General features: G+C 70.0%; 13 protein-coding genes. 10 read left to right on the top strand and 3 right to left on the bottom strand.

Going from position 1 to position 16,756, the window contains the following annotated elements; all coding sequences use genetic code 11:
* Positions 1 to 3 precede the first annotated feature (3 nt).
* From BM362_RS04705 to BM362_RS04670, 8 genes are all read left to right on the top strand, one after another.
* Positions 4 to 2,166 carry a DUF6049 family protein gene (locus tag BM362_RS04705; RefSeq protein ID WP_067578289.1) on the top strand — a complete coding sequence of 721 codons (2,163 nt, stop codon included), beginning with the start codon at positions 4 to 6 and terminating at the stop codon, positions 2,164 to 2,166.
* A 714-nt stretch (positions 2,167 to 2,880) separates the two neighbouring features.
* Positions 2,881 to 4,659 (top strand): murein biosynthesis integral membrane protein MurJ, encoded by a 1,779-nt coding sequence (gene murJ, locus BM362_RS04700; RefSeq protein WP_244287077.1) that lies wholly within the window; start codon positions 2,881 to 2,883, stop codon positions 4,657 to 4,659.
* Positions 4,660 to 4,738: 79 nt separating this feature from the next.
* On the top strand, positions 4,739 to 6,337 hold the full coding sequence (locus tag BM362_RS04695) for a protein kinase family protein (RefSeq protein WP_093572292.1): 1,599 nt from the start codon (positions 4,739 to 4,741) through the stop codon (positions 6,335 to 6,337).
* A 31-nt stretch (positions 6,338 to 6,368) separates the two neighbouring features.
* Complete coding sequence (sigM, locus tag BM362_RS04690; RefSeq protein ID WP_067578291.1) at positions 6,369 to 7,034, top strand: RNA polymerase sigma factor SigM; 666 nt, start codon at positions 6,369 to 6,371, stop codon at positions 7,032 to 7,034.
* Positions 7,031 to 7,828 carry a hypothetical protein gene (locus tag BM362_RS04685; RefSeq protein WP_093572291.1) on the top strand — a complete coding sequence of 266 codons (798 nt, stop codon included), beginning with the start codon at positions 7,031 to 7,033 and terminating at the stop codon, positions 7,826 to 7,828. Before sigM ends, BM362_RS04685 begins: the two co-directional genes overlap by 4 nt.
* 94 nt (positions 7,829 to 7,922) lie before the next feature.
* On the top strand, positions 7,923 to 8,915 hold the full coding sequence (gene trxB / locus BM362_RS04680; protein WP_067578294.1) for a thioredoxin-disulfide reductase: 993 nt from the start codon (positions 7,923 to 7,925) through the stop codon (positions 8,913 to 8,915).
* Between the two features lie 28 nt (positions 8,916 to 8,943).
* Entirely contained in the window at positions 8,944 to 9,267 is a 324-nt protein-coding gene (gene trxA / locus BM362_RS04675; protein ID WP_067578295.1) for a thioredoxin, read from the top strand.
* Positions 9,268 to 9,535: 268 nt separating this feature from the next.
* A complete protein-coding gene (locus BM362_RS04670) occupies positions 9,536 to 10,684 on the top strand; it encodes an N-acetylmuramoyl-L-alanine amidase (protein ID WP_067578297.1) in 1,149 nt (382 codons plus the stop codon).
* A gap of 849 nt (positions 10,685 to 11,533) precedes the next feature.
* On the opposite strand, the gene BM362_RS04665 is transcribed toward BM362_RS04670, so the two are convergent.
* Positions 11,534 to 12,178 (bottom strand): GNAT family N-acetyltransferase, encoded by a 645-nt coding sequence (locus tag BM362_RS04665; protein WP_093572290.1) that lies wholly within the window; start codon positions 12,176 to 12,178, stop codon positions 11,534 to 11,536.
* A 181-nt stretch (positions 12,179 to 12,359) separates the two neighbouring features.
* On the opposite strand from BM362_RS04665, the gene BM362_RS04660 reads away from it, so the two are divergent.
* On the top strand, positions 12,360 to 13,679 hold the full coding sequence (locus tag BM362_RS04660; protein ID WP_093572289.1) for an aminotransferase-like domain-containing protein: 1,320 nt from the start codon (positions 12,360 to 12,362) through the stop codon (positions 13,677 to 13,679).
* A 30-nt stretch (positions 13,680 to 13,709) separates the two neighbouring features.
* Positions 13,710 to 14,660 carry a D-alanine--D-alanine ligase family protein gene (locus BM362_RS04655; protein ID WP_067578302.1) on the top strand — a complete coding sequence of 317 codons (951 nt, stop codon included), beginning with the start codon at positions 13,710 to 13,712 and terminating at the stop codon, positions 14,658 to 14,660.
* A 131-nt stretch (positions 14,661 to 14,791) separates the two neighbouring features.
* Here the strand turns inward: BM362_RS04655 and BM362_RS04650 are convergent, their stop codons facing one another.
* Positions 14,792 to 15,811, bottom strand: coding sequence for a ParB/RepB/Spo0J family partition protein (locus BM362_RS04650; RefSeq protein WP_093572288.1), 1,020 nt, complete (start codon positions 15,809 to 15,811; stop codon positions 14,792 to 14,794).
* The gene (locus BM362_RS04645; RefSeq protein ID WP_093572287.1) at positions 15,808 to 16,731 is read right to left on the bottom strand and encodes a ParA family protein; all 924 of its coding nucleotides are present in this window, start codon (positions 16,729 to 16,731) and stop codon (positions 15,808 to 15,810) included. The genes BM362_RS04650 and BM362_RS04645 overlap by 4 nt, the downstream gene beginning before the upstream one ends.
* Positions 16,732 to 16,756: the final 25 nt, after the last annotated feature.

The following is a 16,756-nucleotide window of genomic DNA, read 5'->3' as shown; positions in this document are numbered from 1 at the left end:
CGAGTGAAGCGGCCCGCCGCCTTCTTGCTGTCTTTGCTGATCGCCGCCGCCACCGCGCTGTTCGGTGCGCCGGCGGGCGCGCAGGAGAATCCGTCCCCGGAACCGGCCCGGCTGCGGCTTGACCTCGGCCAGCTGAACCCGCGCGTGATCACCAGCTCGGACCAGGCGCTCACGGTGACCGGGACGGTGACCAACACCGGATCCCGGCGGATCGTCAAGCCGATGGCCCGGCTGCAGATCGGCGAACGCCTCGCCAGCCCGCGCGCGATGGATTCGGTGCTGGCCGGGAACCCGGTGCAGGACAGCCCGCTCACCGAGTTCACCTCGCTCGCCGAGGAACTGGAGCCGGGCCAGAGCGCCCGGCTGGCCATCACCGTGCCGCTCGCCGGAGCACGCGGCGCGGCGCTCCGGCCGGGTGTGTACCCGCTGCTGGTGAACGTGAACGGCACCCCGGAGTACGGCGGTCCGGCCCGGCTCGCCGCGGTGAGCTTGCTCATGCCGGTGCTGTCGACGCCGGGGCACACGAGCAACCAGGCGACGCAGCGGCATGCGAAACTGGCCGTGCTGTGGCCGGTCACCGACAGCACCCCGCACATCCAGTCCGCCCCGTTCGGCGTGCCGATGACGCTCACCGATGATTCGCTCGCCGACGAGCTGAGCCCGGGCGGACGGCTGTATTCGCTGGTCTCGGCGGCGCGAGCGGCGCAGGAGACCAATCCGAAGGTCGGCGGCTCGCTGTGTTTCGCCCTCGATCCGGACCTGCTGCGCACCGTGGACGCGATGCGAAACGGCTACCGGGTCAGCGGCGGGGCGGCGGGCAAGGGCGCGGACGCCGCGACGAACTGGCTGGCGGCGCTGCGTGCGCTGGTCACCGGCCGATGCGTGATCCCGCTGCCGTTCGCCGACGCCGACCTCACGACGCTGGGCAAGATCCGCGGCGCCGAGGGCAACCCTGATGCCAGCCTCATGACCACGGCGTTGAACGGCACCGCGACGATCCGTCAGGTGCTCGGCGTCGAGTCGAAGAGCGGGGTGCTGTGGCCGGGCGGGACGCCGGACGAGAAGGCATTGTCGGCGATTTCGTCGGGCGGCTTCCAGACCGTGCTCACCGACAGCGGCAAGCTGCGGGCGGGCGGTGACGACGAAACCGTCACCGGCGCGGCGACCCTGTCCGACGGCCTGCGCGCGCAGCCGACCAACTCGATGGCCACCGCCGGTCTCACCGGATTCACCCCGAGCCCGCAAACGCCGACCACCTACAGCGGAGCGTCGCAGCGCGCGGTCTCGACGCAGAACGGTCTCGCCGCAGTCGCCTTCGAAGCCGGGCTCGGCCGTACCGAAGGAGCTACCGGCGGGCCGCTTCTCGTCGCTCCGCCGCGGCGCTGGGACGCCACCACCGACGAGCTGAACGCCTTCCTGTCCGGGCTCGGCAAGCTCACCAACGCGGGGGTGACGGCCGGTTCGACGCTCGACGACCTGCTGGGGAGCACCCCCGAAGGCAGCGCTTCGCTGGCCGCGGACACCCGCTCGGACGGCGGCGCGGCGGTCGCCAGCCAGCTGTCCGGCCTCGACCAGGACGCCACCGGCCTGGTGTCGGCGATGCAGATCGACCCGCGCAACCAGGTCGAACCGAAGGCCATCGTCGGGCCGGTGCGCGACGCGCTGGTCCGCGGAAGCTCGACCGCGTTCGGCCCGCCGGCGGTGGCGTCCGCCTCGGCGAACGCCACCGCGGAGCTCGCCGCGATCCGCGACCAGGTGACCGTCGAACAGCCGAAGCAAACGATTGCGCTCGCGTCCGGATCCTCGCCGCTGCCGGTGTACGTGCACAACGACCTGCCGGTCGGCGTCACCGCGCAGATCGCGCTCAGGAACAACATGGGCGTCCGGCCGGAACAAGCGGACAAGAACCTGCTCTTCCCGGCGAAGGGCGGGCAGACCAAGTACGTGCAGATCGAGGCGCTGCGGGCCGGGCGCCTGTCGGTCGATGTGTCCTTGACCACCCCATCGGGCACGGATCTCGGCGCGACCGCGCGGTTCGAGCTGACCTCGACCGAATACGGCCCGATCACCATCATCGTCACCGTCGTCGCTGGTTGCGCGCTGCTGCTGCTGGCGTCCCGGCGGATCTACCGGCGGATCAAGGAAAGCCGCGGCGGCACGCCCTGACATCCGAAGGGGCCGGGTGCTCGCGCCCGTTCCCGATTACCCTGGGTCGGCGCTGCCACAATGGCAGGGGCAAGGGGACCGCCGAGGATTGGGCACGCGTTGGACAAAGAGCCGGGTCAACCACCCGAGCGTGCGGGTCGTCCTCGGCGGGACGGCGCGACGCCGAGGCGGAGCGACCAGCCTCGCCGCGCGGTGCGGGACGCCCGTCGCCAGCCTCCGCCGCCGCCGGCCGCCGACCGCAGGCAGCCGCCGCCGGGCGGCACCCGCCGGATGCCGTTGCCCGCCGAACGTCCGCCCGCCGAACGTCCGCCCGCCGACCGGGCGCCCGCCGACCGGGCGCCTTCCGACCGAGCCCAGCCGCGCCGGATCGACCCGCGCGGCGGTGATCACCGGGATCCTCGCGAACCTCGGGACCGCGCGCCGCGCCGGGTCCCGCCGCCACCGCCGCCGAACGGCCAGCGTCCGGCCCCGACCAGGGCCGCCATGCCGCCAGTGCGCAGGCCGCCCCCGCCGAGGCAGTCCGGGCCGCCTTCCGGTCCGCAGCAACTCCCGCCCTCCGGCCCGCAGCCGATTCCGCCGAACCAGCCGCCGAACCGCGGCCAGCTTCCGCAACCGACCCCGCCGCCCGCGAACGTGCCGGGCCCGCAGCCGCCGGTGCATCGCGGCCGCGGCCCGCGTCCCGGCGCGCCGATCCGGCCGTGGCAGGAAGAAGCGATGCGGGACCCGGACGCCACCCGGTTCATCCCGCGCACCGCGGGCGTCCCGCTGGCGGCCCCCTCGCGCTGGCCGACCGCCGACCCGGACGTGCTGCGCCCGTACGACGCGCTGGCCACCCAGGTCATGCCGCGGATCAAGGACGCGCCGCTCGCGCGTCCGGCCGAGGCTCCCGAACAGCCGAAGGACGAGGGTCCGTCGGTCGCCAAGGCATCCGGCCGGATGGCGATCGCGTCGCTGATCAGCCGGATCACCGGCTTCCTGTGGAAGGTGCTGCTGGTCGCGGCGATCGGTTCCGGGGTCGCGACCGACTCGTTCAACGTCGCGAACACGATGCCGAACATCATCTTCGAACTGCTGCTCGGCGGCGTGCTCACCAGTGTGGTGGTGCCGCTGCTGGTGCGTTCGCAAGACGATCCGGACCACGGCCAGGCCTACGCGCAACGGCTGCTGACCACCGGCGTCACCGTGCTGTTCATCGGCACCGTGATCGCGGTGCTCGCGGCACCGGCGTTCACCTCGCTCTACATCGACTCGTCCGGGCAGGCGAGCGCGGGCCTGACCACGGCGTTCGCCTACCTGCTGCTGCCGGAGATCTTCTTCTACGGCGTGTTCGCGCTGGTCTCGGCGATGCTGAACGCCAAGCACGTGTTCGGGCCGACCGCGTGGGCCCCGGTGATCAACAACCTGGTGGTCATCTTCACCATCCTCGTGGTGTGGCTGATGCCCGGTTCGATCGACACCGGCAATCCGTCGATCACCGATCCGAAGGTGCTCACCCTCGGCCTCGGCGTCACCGGCGGCATCGCCGCGCAGGCGCTCATGCTGATCCCGCCGTTGCTGCGCTCGGGCTTCCGCCCGCGCTGGCGCTGGGGCCTGGACAGCCGGATGAAGGAGTTCGGCGGGCTGGCCCTGTGGGTCGTCGGCTATGTCGCGGTCAGCCAGGTCGGCCTCACGATCACCACCCGCGTGCTCACCAAGGGCACCTCGGGCGGGGTCACCGCCTACAACTACGCGTGGCTGCTGTTCCAGCTGCCCTACGGCGTGCTCGGGGTCTCGCTGCTGACCGCGATCATGCCGCGGCTGAGCCGCGCTGCCGCCGACGGCGACACGAAGAAGCTGGTCAGCGACCTGTCGTATGCCTCGCGGATCTCGACGGTGACCCTCGTGCCGATCTCCGCGGTGATGACGATCGTCGGCACCTCGATGGGCGTCGCACTGTTCGCGATGGGCAAGGGCACGCTGGAAGACGCCCAGCGGATGGGCCAGGCGCTGGCGATCACGGCGTTCGCGCTGCTGCCGTACGCGCTGGTGATGCTCCAGATGCGGGTGTTCTACGCGATGAAGGACGCCCGCACGCCGACATTGATCATGATCGTGATGACCGCGGTCAAGGTGCCGCTGCTGTTCCTGTGCCCGGTGCTGCTGAACCCGGAGAACGTCGTGCTCGGCGTCATGATGGTGAACGCGCTGACCTACGTGATCGGCGCGATGCTCGGCCAGGTGTGGCTGTGGGTGACGCTCGGCAACCTGCGCAGCAAGCGGGTGATCGGGGTGATCCTGTTCACGGTCGTGGCGAGTGTCCTCGGGGTCGGCGCCGCGTGGGTCGTCGGGCTGATCGTGCCCTCGTCCCTCAGCCCGGTTCCGCACGCCTGGATCAAGCTCGTCCTGCAAGGAGTCGTCGGGATCGTGGTCTCGTTCGGGGTGCTCATGGCGCTGAAGGTCGAGGAGCTGAAGCCCGTAACATCGAGGTTCACCCGATTGATCAAGCGCGGGTAACGATTGATTCACGACTCACGACGCTTCTACGGCTGATGATCCGGGTACCCTCGGTGCCGGGAGCGAAGCGGGAGAGAGCGTGGACACGAGACGAAGCGAGCAGGCGGGGGACGCCGCGGGCATTCGCGCCCGGGGCGGATCGCTCGCGCCCGGACGCGTCGTAGGGGACGGCCGGTACCGCCTGCTTGCCCAGTTCGGGGTAGACGAGCGGGCCGCCGCGCACCTGTGGCGCGCGCGGGACGGGCAGCTCAAACGGGACGTCGCACTGACGCTGCTGGTCGGCGATCCGGCCGATCCGGAGGCGGCGCGGCAGGCGAGGCGCACCCTGGAACGGGCCGCGCACGCGTCGAAGTTCGGGCACGGCGGCGTCGCCAGGGTGCTGGACGTGCTCAGCCTCGGCAGCGGGGTCACCTCCAGCGAGGGGCTGCTCGGCGTCGTGGTGGCGGAGTGGACCAAGGGCAGCGACCTGGTGGACCTGGTCGCGCAGCGCCCGGTGGCCCCGGCCGCGGCCGCGCGGATGGTGCAGGCGCTCGCCGAAGCGGTCGACCATGCCCACCAGAACGGTCTCGTCCTCGGCCTCGACCACCCGCAGCGGCTGCGGCTCACGCCGGGCGGCGCGCTCAAACTCGCCTTCCCCGGCCCGCTGCCGGAAGCCACTCTCCGCGACGACGTCAAGGCGCTCGGCGCGGTGCTGTATCTGCTGCTCACCGGACGCTGGGCGCTGCCGGGCGGACCGCCCGCGATTGCCGCGGCCCCGCTCACGCCGCAGGGGCACGTGGTGCCACCGCGGTCGCTGGTGCCCGCGGTGCCACCGGAGCTGTCCTCGCTGGCCGTGCGCACGATCGAGGACGGCGGCAGCGGCGGGATCCGCACCAGCTCGGCCATTCTTCGCGTGCTCGGCCAGGTCGCCGAGCAGGAGGAACGCACCCAGCTGATCAACGCGGTCGGCAAGGACGAGGCAGCGGCGGAGACCGACGGCACGATCTGGACCACGAAGAAGCCGGTGAAGGACGTCGCGCGGCGGCGGAAGCTGGCCTTCGGCGTCACCGTGCTGGTGGTCGCCACCGTGGTGATCCTCGCGTGGGGCGGGCTGATGCTGATCAACCTGTTCCAGGGCGACGGCAAGCCGACCGGTCCCGCGATCAACGTCGCGGCACCGCCCAGCTCGGCCCCGGCCAACCCGGGCAACCAGGCCCCACCGCCGTCGAACCAGCCGCCGGCCGGCCCGAAGATCGGCGACCCGGTGGCCCCGAAGTCGGCGTCGGTCTACAACCCGCAGGGCTCCGGCGACAACCCGGGCCGGGCGAAGAACACGATCGACGGAGATCCGGGAACGGTCTGGAAGACCGACCAGTACCAGCAGCAGCTGCCCGCGCTGAAGCCCGGCGTCGGCATCGCGGTCTCGTTCGACAACCCGGTGAACCTCGCGCAGGTGAAAATCAGCGCGAACAGCCCGGGCACGAAGGTCGAGATCCGGTCGGCGGACAGCAAGAATCCACAGCTCGACGACACCAAGGTGGTCGGGAGCGGCGACCTGAACGGGCCGGACACCACGATCACCCTGCAGCAGCCGACGCAAAGCCAGTACTTCATCGTCTGGATCACCCAGCTGGGCGACAACGGCGGCGACGGCTTCCTGACCCAGATCGGAGAGCTGAGCTTCCTGCCTGCGGCGTGAGCTGCGAGCACGACTCAGTAGGCTCTGCCGGGTGACGGCTGCAGCTCCCACGGATGCGGATCTGATCGCGGCACACGCCGCGGGCGATCCGCATGCGTTCAGTGAACTGGTCCGGCGGCATCGAGACCGCATGTGGGCGGTAGCGCTGCGCACGCTGCGCGATCCGGAAGAGGCGGCGGACGCGCTGCAGGAGGCGTTCATCTCGGCCTTCCGCGCGGCGGGCAAGTTCCGCGCGGAGTCGCAGGTCACGACGTGGCTGCACCGGATCGTGGTGAACGCGTGCCTCGACCGGATCCGGCGGAAGCAGGCCCGGCCGACGGTGCCGCTGCCCGAGACCGGCGAGTACAACGAACCGGCCGCGCCCGGCGATTCGATGGCCGAGAAGGAAACCAGCCTGCTGGTCCGCAAGGCGCTCGACGAGCTGCCCGAAGACCAGCGCGCGCCGATCCTGCTCGTCGACGTCGAGGGCTATTCGGTGGCCGAGACCGCGAAAATGCTCGGCATCGCCGAGGGCACGGTCAAGAGCCGGTGCGCGCGCGGGCGGGGGAAACTCGCGAAGGTTCTCGGGCATCTGCGGAACCCGGACGGGGGTGGCGACGTCCCAACTAACGAAAGCAAACGCAAGCACGCCACTTCGGAGGAGTCCCGGAGTGCCGGGCGAGCCCAGCGCTCGCCGGGGAACGGGGAGGGACGATGACGGACGAGAGCCGGGGGGCAGGCGGAACCATCGGACCGCCCTGGTCTGTCGACCTGCTCGCCGACCTCCACGCCGGGGTCCTCGACGACCAGGAGGCAGCGCAGCTGTGGCCGCGGGTGAACGCGGATCCGGAGGCGCGCGCGATCATCGAGGCGCTTGAGGCGACCACCGCCGATCTGTCCGCGCTCGCCGCGGCACCGGCCCCGCCGATGCCCGCCGAGTTCGCGGCCAGGCTCGACGCCGCGCTCGCCGCGGAGTCGGCGGCCCGGCAGGAGGCGACGTTTCCGGCGGCCGCACCGGAGTCCGCTGCGCCGCCGGTCGCGCCGGTGGTGGACCTGTCGGCGGCGCGGAAACGGCGGAACCGGCAGCTCGGCTGGGGTGCCGGGATCCTGACCGCCGCCGCGGCCGCGGCGGTAGCGATCACCCTGACAGTTCCCGGTGCGACGAAGACGGACACGTCCGGCGTCGCCGCGCCCGCACCGTCCGCGGTCGGCGGCCCGTCCGTCGGAAGCGACGGCAGCGGTGCGGAAGCGCTGCTGGGCGGCGGTCTCGGCGTGCGGAACTACGGCCCGTTGCAGGACTCGAAACGCTTCGACGCGTGCGTCGCCGCGGCAGGCATGGATCCGGCGGTGCGGCCGGAAGGCGTGCGACCGGTGACCGTCGAGGGCAAGCCGGGCGTGGTGGCGATTTACACCACCGGCAAGCTCGCGCAGTTCCGGCTGGTCGCCTTCGGCGCGGACTGCGGGCCGGGGAACCCGGACAAGCTGTTCGACAAGGTGGTCGGCAAGAAGTAGCGCCCGGACGTAGCGGGCGTCACCGCCGGGAACACCTCCACCTACGATCGTGTTGAGCCTGGAGCACAGGTCATGACGAGCGGAGGGTTGACGGGTGGCTGCCGAGGAAATCAGGAACCTGATCGTCGTCGGGTCGGGTCCTGCCGGTTACACCGCAGCGGTCTACGCGGCGCGCGCACAGCTCGAACCTCTGGTGTTCGAGGGCACGCAGTTCGGCGGTGCGCTGATGACGACCACCGAGGTCGAGAACTTCCCAGGCTTCCGCGACGGGATCCAGGGCCCGGACCTGATGGAGGAGATGCGCAAGCAGGCCGAACGGTTCGGAGCCGAGCTGCGCGCGGAAGACGTCGAGTCGCTTGAGCTGACCGGCGAGGTGAAGTACGTCGTCGCGAACGGCCAGCGCTACGCCGCGCGCGCCGTCGTGCTGGCGATGGGCGCCGCCGCGCGGTACCTGAAGGTGCCGGGCGAGCAGGAGCTGCTCGGCCACGGAGTGTCCGCCTGTGCGACCTGTGACGGTTTCTTCTTCCGCGACCACGACATCGCGGTGGCCGGTGGAGGCGACTCGGCGATGGAGGAGGCGACCTTCCTCACGAAGTTCGCCAAGTCCGTGACGATCGTGCACCGCCGCGACGAGTTCCGGGCCTCGAAGATCATGCTTGAGCGCGCTCGCGCGAACGAGAAGATCAAGTGGCAGCTGAACTCGCAGATCACCGGGGTCGAGGGCGACGGGACGGTGTCCGGCCTGAAGGTGCGCGACACGAAGTCCGGCGAGGAGAAGACGCTCGACGTGAGCGGGTTCTTCGTCGCGATCGGCCACGATCCGCGCAGCGAACTGGTGCGCGGTCAGGTGGACGTGGACGAGGACGGCTACGTGCTCACCCAGGGCCGCACGTCGTACACGAACCTGCCCGGGGTGTTCGCCGCGGGCGACCTGGTGGACCGCACTTACCGGCAGGCGATCACCGCGGCCGGTTCCGGCTGCAGCGCGGCGATCGACGCGGAACGATGGCTCGCGGAGCACGGCGAGACCGAGGCGAACGAAGCACCGGAGCTGGTCGGCGGCGGCTACGGCGTCGGCGAGCACTGACTTTTCCACCGAGTTGAAGGAGCAAGCGATGTCCGAACCCGTGAAGGTGACCGACAAGTCGTTCGTGGACGACGTCCTGACCAGCGAGAAGCCCGTTCTCGTCGATTTCTGGGCGACCTGGTGCGGGCCGTGCAAGATGGTCGCCCCGGTACTCGAGGAGATCGCGAAGGAAAACGGCGACAAGATCAAGGTCGCGAAGCTCGACATCGACGAGAACCCGAACACGGCGCGTGACTACCAGGTGATGTCGATTCCGACGCTGATCCTGTTCCAGGGCGGTAAGCCGGTGAAGCAGATCGTGGGCGCGAAGCCGAAGGCCGCGCTGCTGTCCGATCTCGCCGACGTGCTCTGAGCGGTCCACCTGCTGAGAACCCGGGCCAGCGGCGATCGACTCGCCGGTCCGGGTTCTCGCTCGTTCGGGAACCACCCGCGCGGGGGTGTGCGCGCAGGTGCGCCCGGCGTGTCCCGGCAACCGGCGCGCACCCCTCCGATGGCGCACCGACCGGGCCTGCGTCCTTACCGAGAGTTCACAGGGCACAATGGGTGCCTGGGTACACCCCTACCCGGGTTTCTGTTTCGCATCGAGCCGGTTTCGGTGCCTGAGGAAGAGCGAGGAGTGCATGCGGGTACTCCGCCGCGGTGACGCCGGTCCCGACGTCGCCGAGATCAGGTCGATCCTTGCCGGGATGGATCTGCTCCCGCCGGTGGCGGGGACCGAGCGGTACAACACGTTCGACGTCGCGGTGGAGCAGGCCGTGCGCGCGTTCCAGCAGCGCCGCGGGCTCATCACCGACGGGGTGGTGGGCCCGGCGACGTACCAGGCGCTCAAGGGTGCCAGCTATCACCTCGGGAGCCGCCCGCTCCAGTACCTTTTGTCGTCGCCGGTGCAGGGCGACGACGTTTTCACTCTTCAGGAGCGGCTCACCGAGCTGGGCTTTGACGCGGGCCGCCCGGACGGCTACTTCGGTCCCCAGACCGAGCGCGCCCTGCGCACCTTCCAGCGCGACATGCGGCTGACGTCGGACGGCATCTGCGGCCCGGCCACCATCCGCGAACTGCACCGCCTGTCGTCGCCGCGCGCCCGCGGCGGCCGCCCGGTTTTCCTGCGCGAGCAGGAGCAGGTGCGCCAGGCGGGCCCGCGCCTGCGCGGCAAGCGCATCGTGATCGACCCGGGCCACGGCGGCGAAGACCTCGGCGTGGTCGCCGGCGGCCTGCGCGAAGCGGACATCGCCTGGGACCTGGCGCGCCGGCTTGAAGGCCGGATGCAGGCCACCGGCATGGAGGCCCTGATCAGCCGGGGCCCGAACCACAGCCCGACGGATTTCGAACGCGCCCGTTTCGCCAATGACGCCGGCGCGGATCTGTTCCTGTCGCTGCACAACGACAGCAACCCGTCGCCGCGCGCGCAGGGCGTGGCGAGCTTCCACTTCGGCACCGGCAACGGCACGACGTCCACCGTCGGCGAACTGCTGGCCGGCTTCATCCAGCGCGAGGTCGCGGCCCGTACCGGCCTGCTGGACTGCCGCACGCACTACAAGACGTGGGAGATCTTCACCCGCACGCGCTGCCCGGCGGTCCGCGTGGAAATCGGCTACCTGACGAACCCGGACGACGCCGCCCGCCTCGGCGACCCCGCCTTCCGCGACGTCGTGGCCGAGGGCATCCTCATCGCGGTCAAGCGCCTCTACCTCCTCGGCGAAGGCGACCAGCCGACCGGCACCTTCACCTTCGCCGACGTCCTGGCCCACGAACTGGCCAAGGCCGAATAGCTCTCGCTATTCACCCTCGCGGTTCGTCCCTGCCCCTAGCTACGCCCTGATTCGCCCTGCCCCGGCCCTTGCCCGCGAATACCGCCAGGGCCCCGCTCAGCGCGCCCCGACGCCCCACCGCCCGCTCAGCCCCCGCCTGCTCCCGTTTACCCGTGCTGACCCGCACTCACCTCTACCAACCACTACCCACAGTCACCGCCAGCCGCCTCCCCCTCGGCCGAGTCTCCCCACGACTCCAGCCCCACCCCCACACCCCGCCATCCGCGCCCAGAACACCAAACAACCGGAGCCACCACACCGCTTAACCGGCGCCACAAGAACTTGCGCCCCACCGCCACAACACCCACCACACCTGGGGGCAGCCCCCACCCTTCCCGGGGGGCGTCCCCAGATCCATTCTATCCATCCACAGCTTTTCCACCGCCTCTATCTGCAATCTGTGGATAACTCGGGGACTCTTCCACAGTTGTGCACAGGTACCGGGAGTGGGTGTTTTCCGAGCGAATCGGAAGTGGTATGGAACTTGTCGGGCGCGGTCTGGCGGCAGCGGAACTCCACCCGAGTCGGCGGCGGAGAGGCTGGGGCTGACCTCGGACGATGCGGTTCGAGCGGCTGCGTACCGGGTCGGGAATGGGTGGATTGCGGAGCGCACGAAGCGGACGAGACCCGGTAGCTGGCGCGGCGGTCGGCACGGAGAGTGACCGGCCGGCCGGGGAGTGGCGGGGCACTGCGGGCTAGCCAGGCGGGTCGTTCATGGTGGGTGTCAGCGAGGTCATTCTGGCTGATCTGCCCGGCCCAGGTGCGAAGCTCCGGTCAGGTGCGAAGCTCCGGTCAGGTGCGAAGCTCCGGTCAGGCGCGGCCGAGGCTCGGTTCCGCGGTCGTGATCGTCACTTGGCCCAGCAGACGTTCCAGCGCGGCTTCGACGTCTTCCTTCCAGCTGATCGCCGAGCGCAGTTCCAGGCGCAGTCGCGGGTACTTGGGGTGCGGACGCACCGTTTTGAAGCCCACGCTTTGCAGGAAAGCCGCGGGCAGCACGCACGAGTGCTGGCCCAGCGGATCCTCGTCGTCAGGGGTGGCGTCGCCGAAGGATTCGATCGCGCGGACGCCACGTTTGGTCAGGTCCTTCGCCACGGCCTGCACCAGCATCCGGCCGAGGCCGCCGCCGCGGAATTCCGGCAGGACCTGGGAGGCGGTGAGCAGGACGGCGTCGGCGCTCGGCGGCGACGTCGGGAAGGCGAGCGAGCGGGGCACCGCGTTCGGCGGGGCGTAGAGCACGAACCCGACCGGCAGTGTGTCGCTGTAGACGATGCGGCCGCAGGAACCCCATTCCAGCAGCACGCTGGAGACCCAGGCTTCCTTCTCGACCTCGGTGGAGCCGTACTCCTCGGCCTGGGCCTTCAGATGCGGCGCGAGCTCCCAGTACACGCACTGCCGGCAGCTCTTCGGCAGGTGCTCAAGATTGTCCAGGGTGACGCCCACCACGCGACGTGACACCTGAAACCTCCCTGAACCCCGCAACTCCGGCATCCGCGCCCGCAAGAGCGCAGGCAGCGCCGGAAGAACCATCCCGAGGATAGGCCGATGTGACAAGCGCCGGAAGAGCGGGGAGCCGGAAGAGGCCGCGGTTACACTCGATGGATCTACCAGCAGGTACCACCGAGCCCTCAGGTGTCCGATGACCGAGAACCGCCCAGCAAAGCCGCAGACCGGCCGCCACAATCTCGACCCGCACCTCGACCGGTACGCAGCACGTACCGCCGGGATGACCGCATCCGAGATCCGCGCGCTTTTCGCAGTGGCAAGCCGGCCGGAGGTCGTCTCGCTCGCCGGCGGCATGCCGAACCTCGCCGCGCTGCCGCTCGACACCCTCTCGGCTCAGGTCGGCGAGATCATCGCCGAGGAGGGGCTCGTCGCCCTGCAGTACGGGTCCGCGCACGGGGTCCCCGCACTGCGTGACCAGATCTGCGAAATCATGGCTCTGGAGGGGATCAAGGCGCACCCTGACGACGTCGTGGTCACCGTCGGTTCCCAGATGGGCCTCGACATGGTGACCCGGCTCTTCTGCGACCCGGGTGACGTCGTGATCGCCGAAGGCCCGTCGTACGTCGGTGCGCTCGGCTCGTTCTCCGCCTACCAGGCGAACGTCGTGCATGTCGCGATGGACGAGCATGGTCTCGTGCCCGAAGGGTTGCGGGAAGCCTTGCGCCAAGCCGAAAAGGCCGGGCAGCGGGTCAAATTCCTTTACACGATCCCGAATTTCCACAACCCGGCCGGCGTGACGCTGTCGGTCGAGCGGCGTCCGGAAATCGTGGAGATCTGCCGCGAGCACGGCGTGCTGATCATCGAGGACAACCCGTACGGCCTGCTCGGTTTCGACGGCCAGACCTACCCGGCGCTGCGCTCGCTCGACCCGGACAACGTCGTGTACCTCGGCTCGTTCTCGAAGACGTTCGCCTCCGGGCTGCGCGTCGGCTGGGTGCTCGCGCCGCACGCGGTGCGCGAAAAGCTTGTGCTGGCAGCGGAATCCGCGACGTTGTGCCCGCCGACCTTCAACCAGATGATCGTCTCGCGCTACCTCACGACGCACGACTGGAAGGGCCAGATCAAGAAGTTCCGGGAGAACTACCGCGAACGCCGCGACGCGATGTTGTCGGCGCTGCAACAGTATCTGCCGCCCGGCTGCTCCTGGACCAACCCCGACGGCGGCTTCTACGTGTGGGTCACCGTGCCGGAAGGCGTTGACACCAAGGCGATGTTGCCGCGCGCGGTCACCGCTCGGGTCGCGTACGCGTCCGGCACCGGTTTCTACGCTGACGGTTTCGGCTCCCGTCAGATGCGGTTGTCCTACTGCTATCCGACGCCGGAGCGCATCCGCGAGGGCGTGCGCCGGCTCGCCGCGGTGCTTGAGTCCGAAATGGACCTCAGCCGCACCTTCGGTAGCGTGAAGGCGCGCACCATCCCGGGGCCCGAGACCCCGTCTCCGGACACGGTCTGACCGGCCCAGCAACACTAAGGAGTTCCCACGGTGGTCGACCGTACCGTTGCCGTGCTCGCCGGCGGGCTTTCCCACGAACGCGACGTTTCGCTCCGCTCCGGACGCAGGCTGTCCGCCGCGCTGCGGGCCGAGGGCCTCACGGTGGAGGAGTGGGACACCGACGCCGGGCTGCTGGAACGGCTGCGCACGCAGCGTCCGGACGCGGTTGTCGTCGCCCTGCACGGCGGCGAGGGCGAGAACGGCTCGGTGCAGACCGTGCTGGAGATGCTCGACGTGCCGTTCGTCGGCACCCACTCGCAAGGCTGCCGCCGCGCCTGGGACAAGCCGACCGCGAAGGCGTTCGTGCAGCAGGCCGGATTCTCGACGCCGGACTGGATTGTGTTGCCGCACAGCACTTTCCGCGAGCTGGGCGCGCAGTCAGTGCTCGACGCGATGGTGGAACGGCTCGGCCTGCCGCTGATCCTCAAGCCGGATCAGGGCGGGTCGGCGCTCGGCACGCAGGTGGTCCGGGAAGCGGCGGAGCTGCCCGCGGCGATGGTCGGCTGCTTCGCCTACGGCGACACCGTGCTCGCGGAACGGTTCGTGGACGGCGTTGAAGTGGCCGTCACGGTCATCGAAGGGGAGAACGGGGCCGTGGCCCTGCCCGCGGTCGAAATCGTGCCGGAGAGCGGCGTCTACGACTACACGGCGCGCTACACCGCGGGTCTCACCGACTTCTTCTCCCCGGCCCGGATTTCCGACGAGGCCGCGAAGGCAGTCAGCGAACTCGCCGTCGGCGCGCACCGGTGGCTCGGGCTGCGCGACATCTCGCGCACCGACGCGGTGATCACGCCGGACGGGGGAGTCCACTTCCTCGAAGTGAATCTCTCGCCGGGTCTCACCGAAACGTCGACGGTGCCGATGGCGGTCGAAGCCGCCGGCACCACGCTCGGCTCCGTTTTCGCGGACCTCGTCGCGCGCGCCGTCGCCCGCGCGAACTAAAACCAGGCGGACGGGGGCGGGCGGCGGACTGCCGCCCTTCCCCGCGCCGGTCGATTCCAGCGGCCACTCCGGGTAACCATGGCCGCCTCGATCCGCAATCATCACCGTGACGAAACGACCCTGGGTGATCCCTAATCGGTTTCGTCGCTCTGATTCGCCGATTTTTCCCCAGAATTCGCGTCGATGATCCCGACGATCCGCTCAAGATCGTCGACCGACCCGAACTCGAGAACAATGCGCCCCTTGCGCCGGCCGAGGTCGACCTTCACCCGGGTGTCGAATCGATCGGACAGCCGGTTCGCGAGTTCCTGCAATCCGGGTGCTTGCATCGGCTTGCGGGGGGCGGCCTTCGGCTTCGCCGGCTTCTCGCTCTTCTTCAGCGTGACGGCTTCCTCGGTGGCACGCACCGACATGCCCTCCGCGACGATCCGCGCCGCCAGTTCTTCCTGGCTTTCCGGATCCTCCAACGACAGCAGCGCCCGCGCGTGCCCGGCCGACAGGACCCCGGCGGCCACCCTCCGCTGCACGGGGAGGGGGAGTTTGAGCAACCGGATGGTGTTCGTGATGACCGGACGGCTGCGGCCGATGCGACCGGCCAGCTCCTCATGCGTCACCGCGAACTCGTCGAGCAGTTGCTGATAAGCCGCCGCCTCTTCGAGCGGGTTCAGTTGCACGCGGTGGATGTTCTCCAGCAGCGCGTCCCGCAACATCGACTCGTCGGCGGTTTGCCGGACGATCGCGGGGATCGCCTCTAGTTCTGCCTGCTGCGAGGCGCGCAGCCGACGCTCGCCCATGACGAGTTCGTACTCGTCGTTGCCGAGTTCTCGGACGACGATCGGCTGCATGAGCCCGAACTCGCGGATCGAATGCTCGAGTTCGGCGAGCGCTTCCTCGTCGAAAACCTGACGAGGCTGCTTCGGGTTCGGTTTGACCGAGCTGACCGGGATCTCGCGATAGACCGCGCCGGCGACCTCGCCGCCCGCGATTGGCTGGCCCGCCGCGCCGTTCGCCGCGAACCAGCCCTTGTCCTCGCGCGCCGCCGTCTCCGCGGCCGCGGGCGCGCTGGTGTCGCTCGCGGCCGGAGGCGTCGCCGGCCCGGTGGGAATCAGGGCCGCCAGTCCGCGGCCGAGTCCTCCTCTGCGCTCAGTCATGTGGTGCTGCTCCTCTCGTTCACACCCCGCTCGGCGATCTCCTTCGCCGCGTCGAGATAGCTCATGGCACCACGTGAACCGGGGTCGTAGGCGAGGACAGTCTGGCCGTAGCCAGGTGCCTCGGACACCTTCACGCTGCGCGGGATGACGGTCTTCAGCACCGTGTCGCCGAAGTGGTTCCGGACCTCGTTGGTCACCTGGTCGGCCAGCTTGGTGCGACCGTCGTACATGGTGAGCAGAATCGTCGACACGCTGAGTTCGCGGTTGAGGTGTTGCTGCACGAGTTCGATGTTGCTGAGGAGCTGCCCGAGACCTTCGAGCGCGTAGTACTCGCACTGGATCGGGATGAGCACTTCCTGCGCAGCCACCATCGCGTTGACGGTGAGGAGACCGAGCGACGGCGGGCAGTCGATGAAGACGTAGTCGACGCCGAGCTCGTCGAGCGCCCCGGACGACAGCGCCTCCTTGAGCCGCGTCTCGCGGTTCGCCATGGAGACGAGTTCAATCTCGGCACCGGCGAGGTCGATCGTCGCGGGCACGCAGTAGAGGTTGGGGGACTGCTCGCTCTGCTGCGCGGCCTCGGCGATCGAGACCTCGCCGATGAGCACTTCGTAAATCGAGGGCGTCCCGGAACGGTGGTCGATGTCGAGTGCGGTGCTGGCGTTGCCCTGCGGGTCGAGGTCGATCACCAACGTTTTCAGCCCGTGCACGGCGAGCGCCGCGGCCAGGTTGACGGTGCTCGTCGTCTTGCCGACCCCGCCCTTCTGGTTGGCGACGGTGAGCACCCGGCGGCGAGACGGCCGGGGGAGTACCCCTTCCTTGGGGTGGAGCACGCTCGCGGCGCGAACGGCTTCTTCAGCGATCGGCGTCCAGCCCATCTCTTGGCTGGCCTCCGCGGAGTCGGACGGCGGGGGATTCACCGGTCTCGACACCTCCTCCTGGTAG

It is taken from the genome of Amycolatopsis rubida, from assembly GCF_900115345.1.
In the GTDB taxonomy this organism is placed as follows: domain Bacteria; phylum Actinomycetota; class Actinomycetes; order Mycobacteriales; family Pseudonocardiaceae; genus Amycolatopsis; species Amycolatopsis rubida.
The sequence above is the reverse complement of the archived record's forward strand: the minus strand, read 5'-3'. Positions and strand labels throughout refer to the sequence as shown.